A 20515-nucleotide genomic window follows, 5' to 3' on the forward strand; every position below is an offset into this window, starting at 1 on the left:
GATGATTGAGCAATCGGCCAAGCGGGGCGCCTCACCGCCACGGAGCACCTTATTTCTGCTGTTTCTCATCGGCCAAGACCGTTACGCGCTGGAGGCGGTGGATATCGCAGAAGTATTACCGCGCCTGCAGCTCAAACCCATTGCCCAGACACCGCATTGGGTGGCGGGCGTGTTCGCGCATCGGGGCACTATGGTGCCGGTTATCGACCTTAGCGCGCTGACCTTCGGCCATCCTGCACAGGCTCGGACCAGTACTCGGCTGGTGTTAGTGAACTATCGACCGGACGCCGATCGTCCTAGCCAACTGCTTGGCCTGATTCTCGAACAAGCGACCGAAACCTTGCGTTGCCTTCCTGCCGAGTTCAAACATTACGGGTTGGATAACCCCCAGGCGCTTTATCTGGGGCCAGTACGTGAGGATGAAAAAGGCTTGTTGCAATGGGTGCGAGTGCAGGACTTGCTCAGTGATCCCGTGCGCGAACTGCTTTACCCCGTGAAGTCTTCGGACATCGAGCTTTTTGAGGGTGAACCATGAGCAGTGACCAACACTTTTTTACCTTCCTTAAAAACCGGATAGGTCTGGACGTCGCGTCTGTGGGCGAGGCCATTATCGAGCGTGCGGTGCGGCAGCGCAGCATTCTGGCAAAGTCCCAGAGCATCGAAGATTATTGGCAACTTTTGCTCACGTCGGCCACTGAACAACAAGCGTTGATTGAAGCCGTAATCGTGCCTGAGACATGGTTTTTCCGTTATCCGGAATCGTTTGCGACCTTGGGCAAGCTGGCTCAGGCACGCTTGGCTGAACTCATGGGTGTGCGGCCGTTGCGCATTCTCAGCTTGCCGTGTTCCACAGGCGAAGAGCCTTATTCAATCGCCATGGCGTTGTTCGACACCGGGTTGATGCCGCAGCAATTTCAGATTGATGCCGTAGACATCAGCCCGCTATCAATCGAGCGCGCCCAACATGGCATTTACGGAAAGAACTCCTTTCGCGGCGAACACATCGAGTTTCGCGACCGACACTTTAGCGCCAAAGACGACAGCTGGCTGATCAGCGAGCGCGTGCAAGCGCAGGTTAGCTTTCAGCCTGGCAACGTGCTTGATCCCGGTTTGTTTTCCGCTCAGCCAGCCTATGATTTTGTGTTCTGCCGCAATCTGCTGATCTATTTCGACTTGGCGACTCAACAGCGGGTGTTCAACGTGCTCAAAGGCTGGACCCGTGTGGACGGAGTGCTGTTTATTGGCCCTGCTGAAGGGAATTTGCTGGCTCGCTTGGGGATGCGTTCGATCGGCGTTGCGCAGTCGTTCGCCTTCAGTCGCCATGCCGACAACGTTCCGGAGCCAGTCGCCACTGGGGTGGCACCGCCGCTTTCGCGGCCGCTCACGCCCGTGACGTGGCCGTCGACGCCACGCCCGCTGGTAGCCAGGCCGTCAATCACGACCCTGACGCAGCGGTCATCCATTGAACCCGCCGCCGTGGATACCGACGCTGCCAGTCTACTGAGCACCATCGCAGCCCTCGCGAACCAGGGTAGAAGCGCGGAGGCTCGTGCGGGCTGTGAGCGTTTTCTGCAACTGTTTGAACCCTCGGCGCAAGTGTTTTATTGGTTGGGCCTGCTGAGTGATCTTGGTGGTCAGCGCTTAGAGGCGCAAAGCTTGTATCGCAAAGCGCTGTACCTGCAACCGCAACATCCCGAAGCGTTAGCGCAGCTTGCGGCGCTACTCACCTCCCAGGGTGATCTCGCGGGTGCGCGACGATTGCATGAGCGGGCAACTCGGAGCTTGGGCAAGGACGGACATAAACCATGAGCGCCCCGCAGAATGAGGTGAGCTTGATTCAAGAGGACACTCAGGCAATTGATGATTGCTGGAACCGCATCGGCATTCATGGCGTGCGTTCGTGCCCACTATTGGTCGAGCACATTCATTGTCGTAATTGCGCGGTGTACTCTGCTGCGGCCACGCGGTTGCTGGACCGCTATTCGCTGGTTCAGGAACAACGTATACCGACCCACAGCAGCAAGGCTCATAACGAAATTAAAACCCGGTCGGTTCTTATATTTCGCCTGGGCGAAGAGTGGCTGGGGTTGCCTACCCGCTGTCTGATTGAAGTGGCGCCACTACAGGCTATTCACTCGTTGCCACATCAGCGCTCTCGAGCTTTGCTGGGCGTTGCCAATGTCAGGGGTGCGTTAGTGGCGTGTGTGTCGTTGGTTGAGCTTCTTGGGTTGGACAGTACTGCGGTAGTCAATCCATCAAACCGAATCATGCCTCGCATGTTGATAATTACCGCTGAGGGTGGGCCGGCGGTAGTCCCGGTGGACGAAGTCGACGGTATACACGCCATTGACCAAGGCACCTTGGATTCAGCATCGAATCCTGGTCAGCACGCCAATGCCAAATACACCCGGGGCGTCATCCGCTGGAAAGCCCGCAGTCTGCGCTTGCTCGATGAAGACCAGTTGCTGTCGGCCATGAACCGGAGCTTCTCATGACCCCAGAGCAAATGCGCGACGCTTCGTTGTTCGAGCTCTTTGCGTTAGAGGCCGAAGCGCAAACCCAGGTTCTCAGTACGGGGTTGTTGGCGCTGGAGCGCAATCCAACCCAAGCCGATCATCTGGAAGCGTGTATGCGTGCTGCCCATTCGTTCAAAGGTGCGGCGCGGATTGTTGGGGTTGATGCTGGAGTCAGCGTCGCTCATGTAATGGAAGATTGCCTGGTCAGCGCTCAAGAGTCGCGCTTGTACCTGATGCCTGAACATATCGACGCTTTGCTGCTGGGTACTGATTTATTGTTGCGCATCGCCACGCCAGGCAGTACCGGCGTCAGGCCGGAAGATATCAACGCCTACGTGTTGCAAATGAACCGTTTGCTGGCGCCCACGGTTGTAGTTGCAAAGTCGCCCGCGCTGCCGCCATCACTTGAATCTCTACTGTCGACTTCAGCGACTCTTACAACCGACTTTTCGACTGCTGATTTGTTGGCGCAGGCGCTACGGCTTGACGCCTTGGCACTTGAGGTCGCACCCGCGCAGAGCGCGGCACCGACGACTGATGTCAGCTCTGCCTCGTCCCGTGTTTCACGGCGCAGGCGTCAAGACACAGAAGGCGGCGAGCGTGTTTTGCGTGTTACCGCTGAACGTCTGAACAGTCTGCTCGATCTGTCGAGCAAAGCCCTCGTTGAGACCCAGCGGCTCAAACCATATTTAGCGACGATGCAACGGGTCAAACGCCTGCAAAACCAAAGCGGTCAAGCCCTGGACAGTCTTGAAGCGAAGCTTAATGAAGCGGGCGCCAGCGCTGAAGTCCATGACGCACTGGAAGAATCACGGCGTTTGTTATCCCAGGCCCAAGCGATGTTGACCCAGCAAACGGCTGAGCTGGACGAGTTTGGTTGGAATGCCGGTCGGCGTGCCCAACAACTCTACGACACCGCGCTGGCGTGTCGGATGCGACCCTTTGCCGATGTATTAGGCGGGCAAGCTCGCATGGTTCGTGACTTGGGTCGCGAGCTGGGTAAGCAGGTGCGATTAGAGATTGAGGGTGAGAAGACTCAGGTTGACCGCGATGTCTTGGAAAAACTCGAAGCGCCATTGACGCATCTGTTGCGCAATGCAGTTGACCATGGCGTGGAGTTTCCCGCAGAGCGGTTGCTAGCAGGCAAGCCCGCTGAAGGGTTGATCCGCTTGAAAGCTTCCCACCAGGCCGGGTTGTTGGTATTGGAGATCAGCGACGACGGCGCAGGAGTCGATCTGGACAGGCTGCGCCGCAGCATTATCGAGCGCCAGCTATCGCCCACCGAGACCGCCGCACAATTAAGTGAAGAAGAGCTGCTGAGTTTTCTGTTTTTGCCCGGTTTCAGCCTGCGCGAGACGGTCACTGAGGTGTCCGGGCGCGGCGTGGGTCTGGACGCCGTGCAGCATATGGTCCGCCAATTGCGCGGTTCGGTTGAGCTAGAGCAAGGCGCTGGACAGGGCAGCTGTTTTCATATTGAAGTTCCGCTGACGCTGTCGGTAGTCCGTAGCCTTGTGGTGGAAGTCGGTGGTGAGGCTTATGCCTTCCCGTTGGCTCACATCGAGCGCATGCGGGATTTGAAATCCGACGAAATTGTGCAGCTTGAAGGTCGTCAGCATTTTTGGCACGAGGGACGACATGTTGGCCTGGTTGCCGCGAGTCAGCTACTTCAGCGACCGCAGAGCACGTCGGTGTCTGAGGTGCTGAAGGTCGTCGTGATACGCGAACGCGACGCCGTGTATGGCGTGGCCGTGGAGCGCTTCGTCGGCGAGCGAACGCTGGTGGTGCTGCCTCTTGATCCGCGTCTGGGTAAGGTCCAGGACATTTCTGCCGGGGCGTTATTGGACGATGGTTCAGCGGTATTGATCATCGACGTCGAGGACATGTTGAGGTCGGTGGAAAAGCTCCTCAATACAGGGCGACTGGAACGTATTGACCGCCGCAGCCAACAGGTTGATAAGGCGGTGCGCAAGCGCGTGCTGGTAGTGGATGACTCACTGACGGTGAGGGAGCTGCAGCGCAAGTTGCTGGTCAACCGTGGCTATGAAGTGGCTGTTGCAGTCGACGGCATGGACGGTTGGAACGCGTTGCGTGCCGAGGATTTCGATTTGTTGATCACAGACATCGATATGCCACGCATGGACGGCATCGAACTGGTGACGTTGCTGCGTCGCGACAGCCGTTTGCAATCTTTGCCGGTGATGGTGGTTTCCTACAAAGATCGAGAAGAAGATCGTCGGCGCGGCCTGGATGCTGGCGCGGATTACTACCTGGCCAAAGCCAGCTTCCATGACGATGCCCTGCTGGACGCGGTCACGGAGTTGATAGGGAGTGCGCAAGGATGAAAATCGCAATCGTCAACGATATACCCATGGCGGTCGAAGCGTTGCGCCGTGCCATCGCTTTGGAACCGCAACACCAGGTGATCTGGATAGCAAGCAATGGCGCCGAAGCGGTTGAGCGTTGCGCTCAATTGACACCTGACTTGATCTTGATGGACTTGATCATGCCAGTCATGGACGGCGTAGAGGCCACCCGCCAAATCATGGCCGCGACGCCTTGCGCCATCGTCATTGTGACTGTCGACCGGGAGCAAAATGTCCATCGGGTATTCGAAGCCATGGGGTATGGTGCACTGGATGTGGTTGACACTCCATCGCTTGGTGCCGGTAATCCAAAGGATGCCGCAGCTCCATTACTGCGCAAGATTCTTAATATTGGCTGGCTGATTGGCCAGCGCGACAGCCGCGTACGCACCGTCTTGACCCCGTTGCGGCAAAGTGTCCAGCGTCGCGGATTAGTTGCTATTGGTTCATCTGCGGGTGGTCCCGCCGCATTGGAAATACTGCTTAAAGGATTGCCGACGACATTCCCGGCGGCCATTGTGCTGGTGCAGCATGTTGATCAGGTTTTTGCGGCGGGCATGGCCGAATGGCTAAGCAGCGCTTCAGGTTTACCGGTGCGGTTGGCTTGCGACGGCGAACCCCCGCAAAACGGCACGGTCTTATTGGCCGGTACCAATCACCATATTCGCTTGTTGAAAAACGGCAACTTGGCCTATACGGCTGAGCCTGTGAACGAAATTTATCGGCCCTCTATCGATGTGTTCTTCGACAGTGTGGCCCGCTTTTGGAGTGGAGATGCGGTGGGTGTGTTGTTGACAGGTATGGGGCGTGACGGTGCCGAAGGGCTTAAGTCAATGCGCCAACAGGGATTTCTGACCATTGCGCAGGATCAGCAGAGCAGTGCGGTGTACGGCATGCCTAAGGCTGCTGCAGCCATAGATGCGGCCGTTGAAATAAGGCCCCTGGAAAAAATCGCATCCAGATTAATGGAGGTGTTCGCCCAATGATCATTGAGATGAGTTTTTTTCCAGCCAACTCGCGGGAGCCCCGTCATGCATGACTTACAAATAGATGGTTTTAAAAAAACCGACGAAAACTCTGCGATGGTGCTGCTTGTTGATGACCAGGCGATGATCGGTGAAGCTGTGCGACGTGGCCTTGCCAACGAAGAAAACATCGATTTCCATTTTTGCGCCGATCCCCATCAAGCGGTCAGTCAGGCCATTTTAATTAAACCGACGGTGATCCTGCAGGATCTGGTGATGCCAGGCCTTGACGGACTGACGCTGGTCCGCGAATACCGCAACAATCCTCAAACCAAAGATATTCCGATCATTGTGCTATCGACCAAGGATGACCCGCTGATCAAAAGCGCGGCGTTTGCCTCTGGCGCAAATGACTATCTGGTCAAGCTGCCGGACACTATTGAATTGGTGGCGCGCATTCGTTATCACTCGCGCTCCTACATGACCCTGCTTCAGCGCGACGAAGCTTACCGCGCTCTGCGCGTCAGCCAACAGCAGTTGCTCGACACCAATCTGGTGTTGCAACGTTTGATGAACTCCGACGGCCTGACTGGGTTGTCCAATCGTCGGCATTTCGACGAATACCTGGAGTTGGAATGGCGTCGGGCTGCGCGTGAGCAGACCCAAATGTCGCTACTGATGATCGACGTCGATTACTTCAAGGCCTACAACGACAGCTTTGGCCATTTGGAAGGCGATGAGGCGTTGCGCGGGGTCGCCCAGGCAATCCGCGCAAGCTGTGCGCGGCCTTCCGATCTGCCGGCACGTTACGGCGGCGAGGAATTTGCGCTGGTGTTGCCCAACACGTCACCGGGCGGCGCGCGATTGCTAGCAGAAAAACTGCGCCACACCGTGACCGCCCTGGCAATCCCACACAACTCCCCGGTGCCGGGTTCTACTTTGTCGATCAGCATCGGCTTGGCGACCATGATCCCTCAGCCGGGCTCTAACAGCCGCCAACTGATTCAAGAGGCCGACAAGGGCCTGTATTCAGCAAAGAACAACGGGCGTAATCAAGTGGTGGTGGGTGGGTAGTGTTTTCGCAAATGTCGCGCGGCTCTCTGTATTAGGCAGCTTGTTCGCGAGAGGCGTTATTCGATCAGCCTGACATGACCCCCGCCAACCAGTCGGCTGCTACGGGGATTGCGCGGTATCAGGCACAATAATCCCGCCAGGGGTGCTTAACAGGCTGCCTTAGCGGTCTTCTGTGGGGTATACTCGTCGGCTTTCAAAAGTTCGCCTACGAGTGCTGCCTACCATGGAAATCAACCCGATTCTAAACAGCATCAAGGACCTGTCCGAGCGTTCCGAAACCATTCGGGGGTATCTTTGACTACGATCAAAAGCATGAGCGCCTGACCGAAGTCAATCGCGAGCTTGAAGATCCTGCTGTCTGGAACAACCCCGAATATGCACAGAACCTGGGCCGCGAGCGTTCCTTGCTGGCACAGATCGTCGACACCCTGGACGAAATGTCCTCCGGTTTGAACGACGCCAAAGACCTGTTGCTGATGTCGGCTGAAGAAGAAGATCAAGCTGCCGTGGATGATGTGGCCGCTGAAGTAGAGCGCCTGCGCGAATCGCTTGAAAAACTCGAATTCCGCCGGATGTTCAGCGGTGAGATGGACGCTAACAACGCTTACCTCGATATCCAGGCCGGCTCCGGCGGGACCGAGGCTCAAGATTGGGCCAACATCTTGCTGCGCATGTACCTGCGATGGGCGGATAAACGCGGTTTCGACGCGACCATCATGGAGTTGTCTGCCGGTGAAGTCGCTGGAATCAAAGGCGCGACCCTGCACATCAAAGGTGAGTACGTGTTCGGTTGGTTGCGCACCGAGATTGGCGTGCACCGTCTGGTGCGCAAGAGTCCGTTCGACTCCGGCAACCGTCGTCATACCTCATTCTCCGCGGTGTTTGTTTCCCCGGAAATCGATGACAACATTGAGATCGACATCAACCCGTCGGACCTGCGGATCGATACTTATCGTTCGTCCGGTGCCGGTGGTCAGCACGTTAACACCACTGACTCTGCGGTACGGATTACTCACGTGCCGACCAACACCGTGGTCAGCTGTCAGAATGAACGTTCCCAGCATTCCAACAAAGACACCGCGATGAAAATGTTGCGAGCGCGTTTGTACGAGCAGGAAGTGCAGAAGCGCAACGCCGCTTCGCAGGCCCTTGAGGACACCAAGTCGGACATTGGCTGGGGTCATCAGATTCGTTCATACGTGCTCGATCAGTCGCGGATCAAGGATTTGCGCACCAACATCGAACGCAGCGACTGCAACAACGTACTCGACGGCGACATCGACGAATACCTTGAGGCCAGCCTCAAGCAAGGACTGTAGTCAGATGTGCACACTTCGTTTCAAGACGCAGCGGCGCTGATCAGGCATTGATCAATAGCCCCGATTCAAGTCCCTCGTCTCTGGCGAGGGCACCGAACCTGTGATGGAAATCCAAGACATGAGCGACCAACAACTCGACCCGCAAGACCTGCAACAGGAAGAAAACAGCCTGATCGCCCTGCGCAAGGAAAAACTTGCCGTCGAGCGCGCCAAAGGCCATGCCTTCCCCAACGACTTCCGCCGCGACAGCTACTGCAATGACTTGCAGAAGCAGTATGCCGACAAGACCAAGGAAGAGCTGTTGGCTGCAGCGATTCCGGTCAAGGTTGCGGGTCGTCTCATGCTTAACCGTGGCTCGTTCATGGTGATTCAGGACATGACCGGTCGCATCCAGGTCTACGTCAACCGCAAGACTCTGTCAGAAGACACCTTGGCCTCGGTCAAGACCTGGGACTTGGGCGATATTATTGCTGCTGAAGGCACCTTGGCCCGTTCCGGCAAAGGCGACCTGTACGTTGAAATGACCAACGTGCGTTTGCTGACCAAGTCACTGCGCCCGCTGCCGGATAAGCACCACGGCCTGACCGATACCGAAACCCGTTACCGCCAGCGCTATGTTGATTTGATCGTCAACGAAGAAGTCCGCGACACTTTCCGCACTCGTTCACAAGTCATCGCGCACATTCGTGCCTTCTTCATGAAGCGTGATTTCCTTGAAGTGGAAACACCCATGTTGCAAACCATTCCCGGCGGGGCTGCGGCCAAACCGTTCGAGACTCATCACAACGCCCTGGACCTGGACATGTTCCTGCGTATCGCACCGGAGCTGTTCCTCAAGCGCTTGGTCGTTGGTGGTTTCGAGCGAGTGTTTGAGATCAACCGCAACTTCCGCAACGAAGGCGTTTCGACTCGGCATAACCCTGAGTTCACCATGCTTGAGTTCTATCAGGCATACGCCGATTACGAAGACAACATGGACCTCACTGAAGAGCTGTTCCGTGAGCTGGCGCAATTGGTCTTGAACAGTACTGATGTGCCTTATCAAGGCAAAGTATTCCACTTTGGCGAGCCGTTTCAGCGCATCTCGGTGTTCGCATCGATCCTCAAGTACAACCCGGACATCACCGCGGCCGACCTTGAAGACATTGACAAGGCCCGCGCTATCGCCAAGAAGGCCGGTGCTGCGGTTAAAGGCTTTGAAGGTCTGGGCAAGCTGCAAACCATGATTTTCGAAGAGCTGGTCGAGCATCAACTCGAACAGCCGACGTTTATCACTGAGTATCCGTTCGAAGTGTCGCCGCTGGCACGTCGCAACAACACCAACCCTAACGTCACCGACCGTTTCGAATTGTTCATCGGCGGTCGTGAAATCGCCAACGCCTACTCCGAGTTGAACGACGCGGAAGACCAGGCCGAGCGTTTCCAGGCGCAGGTTCGCGACAAGGATTCCGGTGACGATGAAGCCATGCATTACGATGCTGACTTCGTTCGCGCGTTGGAATACGGCATGCCGCCCACCGCTGGTGAAGGCATAGGCATCGACCGCCTGGTGATGCTACTGACCGACGCACCGTCGATTCGCGACGTGATCCTGTTCCCGCATATGCGCCCACAAGCGTAATAATCGATGAAGAAGCCGCCCGATGAGGCGGCTTTTTTATACGCTAAAGGAGACCCATCGTGACCCGTGGCATCGCTCAAGAAGGGGCTGCTGGCATCGCAACGGCGGTGGCGCTCAGTGTTCAATATCAAGGGCGTAAAGCCAGTCAGCGGGGCAGTGAGCAGCGTCGACAAGACATTCTCGACGCGGCGATGCGAATTGTCGTACGTGATGGCGTACGGTCTGTGCGCCATCGCGCAGTGGCCACTGAAGCCCGCGTGCCGCTTTCGGCCACCACTTACTATTTCAAAGACATGGACGACCTGATCACTGACGCCTTTTCCCAATACGTCGAACGCAGTGCGGCTTACATGGCCAAACTATGGGGCAATACTGAAGTGGTGCTGCGCGGCATGCTTGCACGCAGCGATGGCAGTGCCCAATCGCGGGCTCAATTGGCCGACGACATTGCGTTGATGGCCCTTGAATACCTGCGCCATCAATTGACCACACGACGCGAGCATTTGATCGCTGAGCATGCATTCCATCATGAGGCGTTGATCAACCCGCGGCTGGTGCAGTTAGTGAGTGCACATCAGCAGATTTTGCTGCAGGGCACCTTCCAGTTTTTACAGGTTATGGGGTCGACGCAACCGCAACAGGACGCTCAAGTGTTGACGGGGATTATCTGTCGGATGGAATATCAGGGCCTGCTAGACGGTCCGCAGCCTGATGCGGACGAAACAATGCTTGGAATTCTTACCCGTTACATGCATTTGGTACTGGGCGCACCAACACTGACCAGCGAGTAAATATGCGATTTTTCAGGACATCCTCAGTCGTCATCGCTTTATCGTTCTTGTTATTAAGCGGCTGTCTGGTCACGTTCAAAGACCCTATTGCGGCAAGCGACGACGCGCCCGCTGGACTGCTTGGCAAGTGGACAAGTCAAAACGCCTGGGGCGAGGCGCTTGAACTGGAGATTACTCGTTCAGGCAATCACCAATACAAAGCCGTCAGTTATCGCAAAGGGGATCGCAAAAACCGCGACGAGTACACGTTTACCGTGTCGCGGCATGGCAGTCGCTGGTACCTGTCGGCAGCCTTGCCAAAAAAATATGGCGCTAATTTCGTCATTGCCGGGTTTGAATTGACCGAAACCCATGAATTAGTGGTCTACCCCCTCGATATTGATCGGATCGATCAGTTGGTCGACCAGAAGCTCTTGGCGGCAGACAATTTGGAAACCGAAAAAGGCGACGGTGTGTTGGTCACTAGCCCCCTGGATCAGGTGTTTCGCTATCTCGACGAACCGGCGAATTCCGATGTATTCATCGAAATGGCGCGATACCAGCGCCTGATTCAGTAGCGGCGCCTGTATGCAGCGAGCCGTCATTTAGCAAGGAGTATCGGGTGGACGATTACCAGCAGACTATTCGTGCGTTGTCGGACCGTATCGTCGTGGCTCAAACCCCAATCCGGGTGCTCGACGCGGTGAAGTGGGACGACAACGTTCGCAAGGGCTTCCTCGAAGCGAAGGGCAAGAAAATGCCCGCCGTGGATCGCGCCTATTACGACAATCGCCCGCTGGCTTTCGACTCTAACGCAGTGAAGCTGGAGTTCCAGAACATTGAGCGCGACATCACCCGGCAGCTGGGCCAATTCAACCCGGTCGGGCAGATCATGCGGCGCATGTGCAAGGAATACCGCATGGTCATCCGCATGCTCGAAGCGCGAGGTACGCCAGACTTTGGCCTGATCTCCCAAGAACTGTATGGCGCCGCTTCCGACGCCTTCCATGCTGGTGATCCTACGCTGGCCGACTTGGGCATGATGCTTTCTGACTACCTAAATAACATTGCGGGCCGAGGCGACCTCAAAGACGAACCGAAAACCCTCACCGCGAAAGACGCGGTGGATAGGTTGCAATCGCGACTGAACAAAGTGTTCGGCGAGGCGGAGTCAACTATTCGGGTGTTCGAGTCCGACGGAATCGTTGCCGATGCGGCAGCAGGTGCCGATTACATCAAGATCCGTACTGACGCTATGTTCAACGAGCGTGATGTGCGTGCGCTGGAAGTACACGAGGGGCTGGTCCATGTCGGGACTACGCTTAACGGTCAAAACCAGCCAATCTGTACCTTCTTGTCAAAAGGACCTCCGTCGTCGACGGTGACTCAAGAAGGTTTGGCGATCCTGATGGAAGTCATCGCGTTTGCTTCTTATCCGAGCCGCCTGCGCAAGTTGACCAACCGTACACGTGCCATTCACATGGCCGAAGAGGGCGCTGATTTCCTGCAGGTTTTCGAGTTTTATCGCGAGCAGGGATTTGAAATGGCCGAAAGCTACGGCAACGCCAGTCGCGTATTTCGTGGTTCGGTGCCCAACGGTCTGCCATTCACCAAAGACTTGTCCTACCTCAAGGGCTTCATCATGGTTTACAACTATATTCAGTTGGCCGTGCGTAAAGGCAAACTGGAGCAAGTGCCGCTGTTGTTCTGTGGCAAGACCACCTTGGAAGACATGCGCACCTTGCGTCAACTGGTCGATGAAGGCTTGGTGGTGCCACCCAAGTACCTGCCCGAGCAGTTCCGCGACATGAATGCGTTGTCTGCCTGGATGTGTTTCTCGAACTTCCTCAACCACCTGAGCCTGGACCGGATCGAAGCGGACTATTCCAATATTTTGTAATTTTCACGCGCCTACCTACCGTGTCGTCCAGCCATCGCAACCAAAAGGGATATCAGGTGAAGATTTTCGCTGCATTAGCGTTGATGCTGACCCTGGCAGGTTGCAGCTCCCTGTTGTTTTACCCTGAACCCGGCTTGCCCTTTACCCCTGAAAAAGCCCATGTGCAATTCCGCGATGTCACATTGATCGCGGCTGACGGCACGCACTTGCATGGTTGGTGGCTGCCTGGAAAAGCCGGGGTGCCGGTCAAAGGCACGGTTTTGCACTTGCATGGCAATGGCGGCAATCTGGCGTGGCATCTGGGTGGCAGTTATTGGCTGCCGGCGCAGGGCTACCAAGTGTTACTGCTGGATTACCGGGGATACGGGTTGTCTCAAGGCGAGCCAAGCTTGCCGGCGATCTATCAAGATATCGACGCTGCCTTTGCCTGGCTCAATACCGCGCCGCAGGTACAGGGCAAGCCCCTGGTGGTTTTGGGACAAAGCATCGGTGGATCACTGGCGGTACATTATTTGGCTGAGCATCCACAGCAAAGGGCGCGGGTCAAAGCCTTGGTGTTAGACGGCACGCCGGCCAGCTACCGGGATGTTGCGCGCTACACCTTGAGCACGTCGTGGCTGACTTGGCCGCTGCAAACGCCACTGTCATGGCTGATCCCGGACTCAGAAAGCGCCATCAAAGGAATGCCGCAGCTGGCGGGCACGCCCATCATGATGTTTCAAAGCATCGACGATACGTTGGTCCCACTTTCCAATGGCATCAGTCTGTATCAAGCTGCGCCGCCGCCGCGGGTCCTGCAATTGACGCGGGGTGGCCATGTGCAAACGTTCTTTGACCCGACCTGGCGTCAGGTGTTGCTGCGTTATCTGGAAGATCCGCAGCACTTCAATGGGCTGCGTCGATTGGCCGAAGTACCGAATTATCCGGAGACCCCCGTTGTGCAACCCGCAACTCAGCATTTAGAAATCGAACATTCAGAGAGTCCGCAATGAGCGAAGAACGTAACGCAATCCCCCTGATCCTTACCGGCATTGGCTGCATCCTCGGCACCGTCGGTTGTCTCTGGTATTACGGCTATTTGCATTTTGCCAAGCCCGAAGATGCGTTGTTGTTGAGTGAATTCACCATGCTCAAGACCGTGCCAGGTGAGGATTACAAAATTTCCGTGGATCCTGCTACCGAAGTCGCACAGTGCATTGACGGCGTATTGGTCTTGTTCGACACCGCACAGAAAGGCTTGAGCGGCGTCTTAGTTAATGGCAACAAACAAGCCGTGCATTGCATGGGCCAAGAAACCCCGCAGCAATTGCAGCCTTAAAGTAAAACTTTTACGGGCGATAACAAACGCCCCGCCTGCTCAAGCAGACGGGGCGTTTTGTCGTGCATCAATTAGTCGATTGCATCGACGAGCGCGGCGCAACCGGCTGGTTGTCATTGGAAATAGTCACTTCTACACGGCGGTTTTGCGCACGACCCGAGTTGCTGCTGTTATCTGCAACGGGATATTCTTTGCCGTAGCCCTGAGTCACGATGCGAGTAGGGTCAACGCCCATTTTTACCAGGGCGGCGCGTACCGAATTGGCCCGACGCTCCGATAACGACTGGTTGTAAGACGAAGAGCCGCTGGCATCGGTGTAGCCCTCGACCACTACTTTGCGATCGGGATTTTGTTGCAAGAACTGCGCAAGCTTGTTGACGTCCATCATGCCGGACGACTTAAGCTCAGCTTTGTTCAGATCAAACAACACGTCACCGAAGGTCACCAACGTACCGCGAGCAGTCTGCTTGGCGTTCAGGCTGTCCTGAAGCTGTTTGATCTGTGCATCACGAGCCGCCAGACGCGCTTGTGCTCGCATCGCTGCGGCATTTTTCAATTGATCTTCTGCGGTGCGCAGGTTAATGGTCTGCTTGGCCAATTCAATCCGTTGAATGGTCAGGTATGACAGTTGATCAACCTTTTTTGCATCTTCTTTATTTCGATAGGCCATGTCAGCCTTGTCTAACCACTCACTCGCGTCTTTGGTTTCCAACGCGGCAACCTGGCTCGATTGCGGATTGGCTTGTAGCGCGCTGAAGTTTGTCCGGGCTTGTTCAAGGCTTGGATTAGGTGGCGTTGCGCAAGCTGCCAAACCAACGCTCAGCGCGATAAGAGCAGGAACCATCAATTGTTTACGCATGATATTTTCGTCCTTTAAATCAATGTCAATCTAGGCAATACGAATACACGGGAGGGTTTTGGCCGCTTTTATTGCGTGGTCTTCATGCCGTCCTGCCGCAGTTCATCAGCACCCTGACGGGCATCCTGGACAGCTTTTTGAGCCTTTGCCGCTTGAGCGGTACGTTCAGCGACCCTGGCATCCCATTCCGACTGCTCTGCGAGCATTTTCGCTTCATCGTATTTTTTGTCATGCATCGCCATTTCCGCTGCTTTGAGCTTGTCCTGAGCCGACTTCATCTCAACGGCGGCGTACTCAGTACCGCCAGCGCTGACGGCACTGTTAACGGCAGATTGGGTGACCGCGTATTGCGCCGTCGGTGGGTTACCGGCACACCCGGCCAGTACAGTGCTGCTGCCGAGTGCCAAAACAGCCAGTTTCAATCCGCGAAAGCGGCTAAACGAGGTAGTGGCAGTATTGATTTTCATCGTGTTCAACTCCATTGGATGTTTCTCTTAACCAGATTTTCCATGACAGTCATGCCTGAAGCCGGACATAGCGTTCACGCCAACTGCTATCAGGTTTGCTGCGATGGTTAATGGCTGTGACCCTTGGCATTTTTGAATAGTTCAGTCAGGTTTTTAAGCCGGATGAAAAATAAAATTAACAGGTCGAAGGCTCTAGCACGTGACTTAGCGGTCGCGCACGAGCATGCCCGCCGTAAAAACGGCAGGGCGTATGTCGTTAGGAGGATTTAAATATCGCGGGCCGAAGCCTGTTTAAGCGTCAGATTTTTCGTCCAGCTCATGTAAATGTTGCCGCGACAGGGCCAGAAACCGAGGAGTCGGGCCGATGTCCTCGTAGAGCGGGTCACCTTCTTCATCCGTGGCCACGATATGGTTGCCTTTGACATAAGGAAAGCTGGCCTCAAGTTCTTCCAGCGCTGCCCCGATCAATTCACCGAGTAGGTCCTCGGGATGGCGTTTAGGGTACATCTCGGCAATGGCTGCCAGTCGGGCGGCAGCTTCCATATCCAGATGAATCGTATAGCCAGTTTTACTCAGACGGCCCTTGGCATTGTGTTCCCAGTGCTTGGCAAGTTCGCGAATTTTCATATGGAACCTCATGGTTAGCCGCTTGTGGCCGGCACATTGTGTAAGCGAGTCGCGGTACAACTTCCCTTACAGATTAGCTCATCCCCTTGAAATGTATGAGCTAGACAGAGGTGTGCTTGTCAGAACCCGCCGCGCTGTGCACTCTTATGGATCAGATTTTTGCGCGCTTGTTCAGTCCTGTCCTTTAATCACTGAGCGGCACCCGTCAAGAAACGCTGGAGAGTAGGGCAATGGCCGATATCGACGCACGTTTACGCGAAGACGTTCACCTATTGGGTGAGTTGTTGGGCAATACCATCCGTGAGCAACGAGGGCCTGAGTTTCTCGAAAAAATCGAGCGAATTCGCAAAGGCGCCAAAGCCGGGCGTCGCGGATCGGCGGCAGGCACCGAACAACTGAGCACCAGCGTTGATGAGCTTAGCGAGGATGAGTTATTACCGATGACGCGAGCGTTCAATCAGTTTTTGAACCTAGCGAACATTGCCGAGCAATATCAACTTATCCACCGCCGTGAAGATCCGTTGCCGCAGTCCTTTGAATCCCTTGTGTTGCCTGAGCTGCTGGAGCGCTTAAAAAACACCGGCCACTCCCCGGAGGCGTTGGCGCGGCAGCTGGGCAAGCTGGAAATTGAACTGGTATTGACTGCACACCCCACCGAAGTGGCGCGCCGGACCCTGATTCAAAAATACGACGCTATCGCCTCGCAATTAGCTGCGCTCGACCATCGCGATCTCAGCGCTGCTGAGCGCGAAGACATCACCGTGCGCCTGCAGCGGCTGATTGCCGAAGCTTGGCACACTGAAGAAATCCGCCGCACCCGTCCGACGCCGATTGACGAGGCTAAATGGGGCTTTGCGGTGATCGAGCATTCCCTGTGGCAGGCGATTCCCAACTACTTGCGCAAGGCCGATCATGCGCTGCATGCCGCTACCGGACTGCGCTTGCCGCTGGAGGCGGCACCCATACGCTTTGCTTCGTGGATGGGCGGCGACCGGGACGGCAACCCTAACGTTACCGCTGCGGTTACTCGAGAGGTTCTGCTGTTGGCGCGCTGGATGGCGGCGGATCTGTACTTGCGCGACGTCGATCAATTAGCTTCCGAACTGTCGATGCAAGAAGCCAGTGACGCCTTGCGTGCCGCCGCCGGGGACAGCGCCGAACCTTATCGAGCCATCCTCAAACGGTTACGTGATCGCCTGCGCGCGACGCGCAAATGGGCTCAATCTTCATTGGCCGTTACGCAACCAGCGCCCGACAGTGTCCTTCATAACAATCGTGATCTGTTTGAGCCGCTAAACCTGTGTTTTCAGTCGCTGCATGAATGTGGCATGGGTGTGATTGCCGATGGACCGTTGCTGGATTGCTTGCGACGTGCGGTTACATTCGGGCTGTTTTTGGTGCGCCTGGACGTACGCCAAGACGCCAGTCGCCACACGGCGGCCATGACTGAAATTACTGACTATCTAGGCTTGGGTCGTTACGAGGAGTGGGACGAAGATGCCCGGATCAAATTCTTGCTGCGCGAGCTGAAAAACCGTCGTCCGTTGTTACCCGGACATTTCAAACCGGCGGCCGACACCGCTGAAGTGCTCGCCACCTGCCGCGAAGTGTCGGCGGCCCCGGCCGCTTCACTGGGTTCTTACGTGATCTCAATGGCGGGCGCGGCTTCTGATGTGCTAGCGGTGCAATTACTGCTCAAGGAAACCGGTCTGCAACGGCCCATGCGTGTGGTGCCGTTGTTCGAAACGTTGTCTGACCTGAACAACGCTGGGCCTGCCATCGAACAGTTGCTTAGCTTGCCGGGCTATCGTTTGAGTCTTCATGGTCCCCAGGAGGTAATGATCGGTTATTCCGACTCAGCCAAGGACGCCGGCACCACCGCAGCGGCGTGGGCGCAGTACCGAGCTCAAGAGCAGTTGGTGGATATCTGTCGCGAACGGCAAGTCGAACTGCTGTTGTTTCATGGTCGCGGAGGCACTGTCGGCCGCGGTGGTGGCCCTGCCCACGCGGCGATTCTGTCGCAGCCACCGGGGTCAGTGGCGGGACGCTTTCGCACCACTGAACAGGGCGAGATGATTCGTTTCAAGTTCGGTCTGCCAGACATCGCCGAGCAGAACCTCAATCTATATCTGGCGGCAGTACTCGAAGCCACATTACAGCCGCCCCCTCGGCCTGAACCGGAGTGGCGTGAAATGATGGACCACCTGGCCGCTGATGGCGTTGACGCATACCGTGCCGTGGTGCGCGACAATCCAGAATTCGTCGAGTACTTCCGTCAGGCCACGCCGGAGCAAGAGCTGGGGCGCCTGCCGTTGGGCAGTCGGCCAGCCAAGCGTCGTGAAGGCGGCGTTGAAAGTTTGCGTGCTATTCCGTGGATTTTTGCCTGGACCCAAACCCGCTTGATGCTGCCCGCGTGGCTCGGTTGGGAAACCGCCTTAAGCAAGGCGCTTGAGCGGGGCGAAGGCGACTTATTGGCGCAAATGCGTGAGCAGTGGCCGTTTTTTCGGACACGTATCGACATGCTAGAAATGGTATTGGCCAAGGCTGACAGTGATATCGCTCGCTTGTACGACGAACGTTTGGTCGAGCCACATCTGCAACATTTAGGTACTCATTTACGCGACCTATTGTCGCAGGCGTGCCAAGTGGTACTGGGCCTGACGGGACAATCGCAGCTACTGGCACATAGCCCTGAGACACTTGAGTTCATTAGTTTACGTAACACCTATCTTGACCCTTTGCACCTTTTGCAGGCCGAATTATTAGCCCGCTCGCGTAAGCGCGAAGCGGCGCAGGACAGCCCTTTGGAACAGGCATTGCTAGTATCTGTGGCAGGCATCGCCGCTGGGCTGCGTAATACTGGTTGAAAGCTGTTGGGTGTATAGCGCTGCCAACCAAGGTAGCGCGCTTCACAAAAACGGCAATCCATCGACCGTTAAAGACGCATTTTTACAAGGTTGCGCCAAGTCATACCTGTAGAGAATAGTGCTTTTGGATGCCAGTGAGTCCTTGGTTACTGCGACTTTCGGCTGCTTGTGTGGGGATAGCCTGCTGTGTATCTTGATCAGCCTTTGGCCGATTGGCTGAACTTTTTTTGAGATTGGCCCAAAGAGGCGAGTCTGACGATATCCATATAAAAATTTAGGAGCACATCGATGCGCGTGATTCTGCTGGGAGCTCCCGGGGCCGGTAAAGGTACTCAGGCAAAATTCATTACCGAAAAATTCGGTATCCCGCAAATTTCCACGGGTGACATGCTGCGCGCAGCCGTCAAAGCCGGCACTGACCTGGGCTTGAAAGCCAAAAGTGTCATGGACAGCGGCGGTTTGGTTTCCGACGACCTGATTATCGGGCTTATCAAAGACCGTCTGTCTCAACCAGATTGCGCTAATGGCGTGCTATTCGACGGTTTTCCTCGCACGATTCCCCAAGCTGAAGCGTTGCTGAACGCCGGTTTGGAAATCGACAATGTTGTCGAAATCGCAGTAGATGACGAAGAAATCGTGAAGCGTATCTCCGGTCGTCGGGTACACGAAGGTTCTGGCCGCGTTTATCACCTGATCTACAACCCGCCCAAGGTTGCAGGTCTGGATGATGTCACCGGTGAGGCGCTGGTTCAGCGTAAAGATGACGTCGAAGCCACCGTGCGTCATCGTCTTGAGGTTTACCACGCTCAGACCAAGCCACTGGTAACGTTTTACCAGAATCTGGCCACTCAAAACGGTAAACCAAAGTTTAGTCATATCGAGGGCATCGGTTCTGTCGATGACATCACTGCCAAGGTGCTGGCTGCGTTTAGCTGACACCTGATTGCGGTCATGAACTACGGCCCGCTTGCGGGCCGTAGTTGTTTATAATGCGGCACTTTTTTACGCACTTTTTTCAAATGGACACACCGATGACCACGTTGCTGGCCCTGGATACCGCCACTGAAGCTTGCTCTGTCGCTTTGCTGCACGATGGCAAAGTGCTGAGTCACTACGAGGTCATCCCGCGTCTGCACGCACAGCGCTTGTTACCTATGATCAAGGATCTCCTGGCCGAGGCAGGGATTACTTTGTCCGCAGTAGACGCCATTGCTTTTGGTCGCGGGCCGGGTGCATTTACCGGCGTGCGGATCGCTATCGGCGTGGTTCAAGGCCTGGCGTTCGCCCTGGAACGCCCGGTATTGCCGGTGTCTAATCTGGCCGTGTTGGCGCAACGTGCCTGGCGCGAACGCGGTGCACGCCAGATCGCCTCGGCTATCGATGCGCGTATGGATGAGGTCTACTGGGGCTGCTATCGCGAAACAGGCGGTGAAATGCGCCTTGCTGGGATCGAAGCGGTATTGCCGCCAGAGCAGGTCGCATTACCGGATGATGCGACGGGCGAATGGTTCGGGGCGGGCACGGGCTGGGGATATGCCCAGCGGATCGCAGTAAAGGTTGCCGGATCTGATGCTCAGTTGCTGCCCCATGCACAGGACTTGTTGACCTTGGCCACCTTCGCCTGGGAACGTGGCGAAGCCGTTGTCGCTGATCAGGCGCAACCGGTTTACCTGCGGGATAAAGTCGCGACCCCCAAGGCGCGGCCGGTTTGATTCCGGAAGGGTATCCGCGAGTCCTGTTCCGCCGAGAAGGTTGGATAGGCGTTAGTTGACCTAAATGCGACACTTCATCGGTGTTTTTAAACCTTCGGCATAAACTGTGGTCTAGTTATCGTTCGGATATTTGTGAA

19 protein-coding genes are annotated in these 20515 nt (G+C 55.9%); 16 read left to right on the top strand and 3 right to left on the bottom strand.

Annotated elements, in window-relative coordinates; all coding sequences use genetic code 11:
• The first annotated feature begins 1 nt into the window (after position 1).
• From RGW60_RS01820 to RGW60_RS01880, 13 genes are all read left to right on the top strand, one after another.
• Positions 2-535, top strand: coding sequence for a chemotaxis protein CheW (locus RGW60_RS01820; RefSeq protein WP_322201594.1), 534 nt, complete (start codon positions 2-4; stop codon positions 533-535).
• A complete protein-coding gene (locus tag RGW60_RS01825) occupies positions 532-1809 on the top strand; it encodes a CheR family methyltransferase (RefSeq protein ID WP_322201596.1) in 1278 nt (425 codons plus the stop codon). The genes RGW60_RS01820 and RGW60_RS01825 overlap by 4 nt, the downstream gene beginning before the upstream one ends.
• On the top strand, positions 1806-2495 hold the full coding sequence (locus RGW60_RS01830; protein WP_322201598.1) for a chemotaxis protein CheW: 690 nt from the start codon (positions 1806-1808) through the stop codon (positions 2493-2495). Before RGW60_RS01825 ends, RGW60_RS01830 begins: the two co-directional genes overlap by 4 nt.
• Positions 2492-4858, top strand: a complete 2367-nt coding sequence (locus tag RGW60_RS01835) for a hybrid sensor histidine kinase/response regulator (RefSeq protein WP_322201600.1) — start codon at positions 2492-2494, stop codon at positions 4856-4858. Before RGW60_RS01830 ends, RGW60_RS01835 begins: the two co-directional genes overlap by 4 nt.
• Positions 4855-5865, top strand: a complete 1011-nt coding sequence (locus RGW60_RS01840; RefSeq protein ID WP_322201602.1) for a chemotaxis response regulator protein-glutamate methylesterase — start codon at positions 4855-4857, stop codon at positions 5863-5865. The genes RGW60_RS01835 and RGW60_RS01840 overlap by 4 nt, the downstream gene beginning before the upstream one ends.
• A 45-nt stretch (positions 5866-5910) precedes the next feature.
• A complete protein-coding gene (locus RGW60_RS01845; RefSeq protein WP_322201604.1) occupies positions 5911-6918 on the top strand; it encodes a PleD family two-component system response regulator in 1008 nt (335 codons plus the stop codon).
• Between the two features lie 223 nt (positions 6919-7141).
• Positions 7142-8237, top strand: a protein-coding gene (gene prfB / locus RGW60_RS01850) for a peptide chain release factor 2 (protein WP_322168031.1) whose coding sequence is annotated in 2 segments (ribosomal slippage) — positions 7142-7213 and positions 7215-8237 — 1095 coding nt in all. Because the reading frame shifts where the segments join, the coding sequence is not laid out codon by codon here.
• 118 nt (positions 8238-8355) lie between these two features.
• Positions 8356-9858, top strand: a complete 1503-nt coding sequence (gene lysS, locus RGW60_RS01855) for a lysine--tRNA ligase (protein WP_322201606.1) — start codon at positions 8356-8358, stop codon at positions 9856-9858.
• A 59-nt stretch (positions 9859-9917) separates the two neighbouring features.
• Positions 9918-10649, top strand: coding sequence for a TetR family transcriptional regulator (locus RGW60_RS01860; RefSeq protein WP_322201608.1), 732 nt, complete (start codon positions 9918-9920; stop codon positions 10647-10649).
• Between the two features lie 2 nt (positions 10650-10651).
• On the top strand, positions 10652-11206 hold the full coding sequence (locus RGW60_RS01865) for a hypothetical protein (protein WP_322201610.1): 555 nt from the start codon (positions 10652-10654) through the stop codon (positions 11204-11206).
• Positions 11207-11250: 44 nt separating this feature from the next.
• Complete coding sequence (locus tag RGW60_RS01870) at positions 11251-12528, top strand: flavohemoglobin expression-modulating QEGLA motif protein (protein ID WP_322201612.1); 1278 nt, start codon at positions 11251-11253, stop codon at positions 12526-12528.
• An 83-nt stretch (positions 12529-12611) separates the two neighbouring features.
• On the top strand, positions 12612-13520 hold the full coding sequence (locus RGW60_RS01875; RefSeq protein ID WP_322206824.1) for an alpha/beta hydrolase: 909 nt from the start codon (positions 12612-12614) through the stop codon (positions 13518-13520).
• Positions 13517-13846 carry a hypothetical protein gene (locus RGW60_RS01880; RefSeq protein WP_322201614.1) on the top strand — a complete coding sequence of 110 codons (330 nt, stop codon included), beginning with the start codon at positions 13517-13519 and terminating at the stop codon, positions 13844-13846. Before RGW60_RS01875 ends, RGW60_RS01880 begins: the two co-directional genes overlap by 4 nt.
• Positions 13847-13913: 67 nt before the next feature.
• Here the strand turns inward: RGW60_RS01880 and RGW60_RS01885 are convergent, their stop codons facing one another.
• The 3 genes from RGW60_RS01885 to RGW60_RS01895 form a co-directional block, all read right to left on the bottom strand.
• Positions 13914-14705, bottom strand: a complete 792-nt coding sequence (locus tag RGW60_RS01885) for an OmpA family protein (RefSeq protein WP_322201616.1) — start codon at positions 14703-14705, stop codon at positions 13914-13916.
• Between the two features lie 68 nt (positions 14706-14773).
• The gene (locus tag RGW60_RS01890; protein ID WP_322201618.1) at positions 14774-15187 is read right to left on the bottom strand and encodes a DUF4398 domain-containing protein; all 414 of its coding nucleotides are present in this window, start codon (positions 15185-15187) and stop codon (positions 14774-14776) included.
• Between the two features lie 276 nt (positions 15188-15463).
• On the bottom strand, positions 15464-15799 hold the full coding sequence (locus RGW60_RS01895) for a pilin assembly protein (RefSeq protein ID WP_322201620.1): 336 nt from the start codon (positions 15797-15799) through the stop codon (positions 15464-15466).
• 230 nt (positions 15800-16029) lie between these two features.
• Between RGW60_RS01895 and ppc the strand changes: the two genes are divergently transcribed.
• The 3 genes from ppc (at position 16030) to tsaB (ending at position 20378) form a co-directional block, all read left to right on the top strand.
• Positions 16030-18666, top strand: coding sequence for a phosphoenolpyruvate carboxylase (gene ppc, locus RGW60_RS01900; RefSeq protein ID WP_322201622.1), 2637 nt, complete (start codon positions 16030-16032; stop codon positions 18664-18666).
• A 288-nt stretch (positions 18667-18954) separates the two neighbouring features.
• On the top strand, positions 18955-19602 hold the full coding sequence (adk, locus tag RGW60_RS01905) for an adenylate kinase (protein ID WP_322201624.1): 648 nt from the start codon (positions 18955-18957) through the stop codon (positions 19600-19602).
• Positions 19603-19697: 95 nt separating this feature from the next.
• The gene (tsaB, locus tag RGW60_RS01910; protein ID WP_322201626.1) at positions 19698-20378 is read left to right on the top strand and encodes a tRNA (adenosine(37)-N6)-threonylcarbamoyltransferase complex dimerization subunit type 1 TsaB; all 681 of its coding nucleotides are present in this window, start codon (positions 19698-19700) and stop codon (positions 20376-20378) included.
• Positions 20379-20515 lie beyond the last annotated feature (137 nt).

Origin of the sequence: Pseudomonas sp. AB6 (assembly GCF_034314105.1) — a bacterium.
Lineage (GTDB): Bacteria > Pseudomonadota > Gammaproteobacteria > Pseudomonadales > Pseudomonadaceae > Aquipseudomonas.

Coding starts and splice junctions, on each gene's coding strand:
- RGW60_RS01840 (WP_322201602.1), top strand. CDS start 4,855: ATGAAAATCGCAATCGTCAACGATATACCCATGGCGGTCGAAGCGTTG.
- RGW60_RS01885 (WP_322201616.1), bottom strand. CDS start 14,705: ATGCGTAAACAATTGATGGTTCCTGCTCTTATCGCGCTGAGCGTTGGT.
- RGW60_RS01845 (WP_322201604.1), top strand. CDS start 5,911: ATGCATGACTTACAAATAGATGGTTTTAAAAAAACCGACGAAAACTCT.
- adk (WP_322201624.1), top strand. CDS start 18,955: ATGCGCGTGATTCTGCTGGGAGCTCCCGGGGCCGGTAAAGGTACTCAG.
- RGW60_RS01835 (WP_322201600.1), top strand. CDS start 2,492: ATGACCCCAGAGCAAATGCGCGACGCTTCGTTGTTCGAGCTCTTTGCG.
- tsaB (WP_322201626.1), top strand. CDS start 19,698: ATGACCACGTTGCTGGCCCTGGATACCGCCACTGAAGCTTGCTCTGTC.
- RGW60_RS01830 (WP_322201598.1), top strand. CDS start 1,806: ATGAGCGCCCCGCAGAATGAGGTGAGCTTGATTCAAGAGGACACTCAG.
- lysS (WP_322201606.1), top strand. CDS start 8,356: ATGAGCGACCAACAACTCGACCCGCAAGACCTGCAACAGGAAGAAAAC.
- RGW60_RS01880 (WP_322201614.1), top strand. CDS start 13,517: ATGAGCGAAGAACGTAACGCAATCCCCCTGATCCTTACCGGCATTGGC.
- RGW60_RS01820 (WP_322201594.1), top strand. CDS start 2: ATGATTGAGCAATCGGCCAAGCGGGGCGCCTCACCGCCACGGAGCACC.
- RGW60_RS01875 (WP_322206824.1), top strand. CDS start 12,612: ATGCTGACCCTGGCAGGTTGCAGCTCCCTGTTGTTTTACCCTGAACCC.
- RGW60_RS01865 (WP_322201610.1), top strand. CDS start 10,652: ATGCGATTTTTCAGGACATCCTCAGTCGTCATCGCTTTATCGTTCTTG.
- RGW60_RS01825 (WP_322201596.1), top strand. CDS start 532: ATGAGCAGTGACCAACACTTTTTTACCTTCCTTAAAAACCGGATAGGT.
- ppc (WP_322201622.1), top strand. CDS start 16,030: ATGGCCGATATCGACGCACGTTTACGCGAAGACGTTCACCTATTGGGT.
- RGW60_RS01895 (WP_322201620.1), bottom strand. CDS start 15,799: ATGAAAATTCGCGAACTTGCCAAGCACTGGGAACACAATGCCAAGGGC.
- RGW60_RS01890 (WP_322201618.1), bottom strand. CDS start 15,187: ATGGAGTTGAACACGATGAAAATCAATACTGCCACTACCTCGTTTAGC.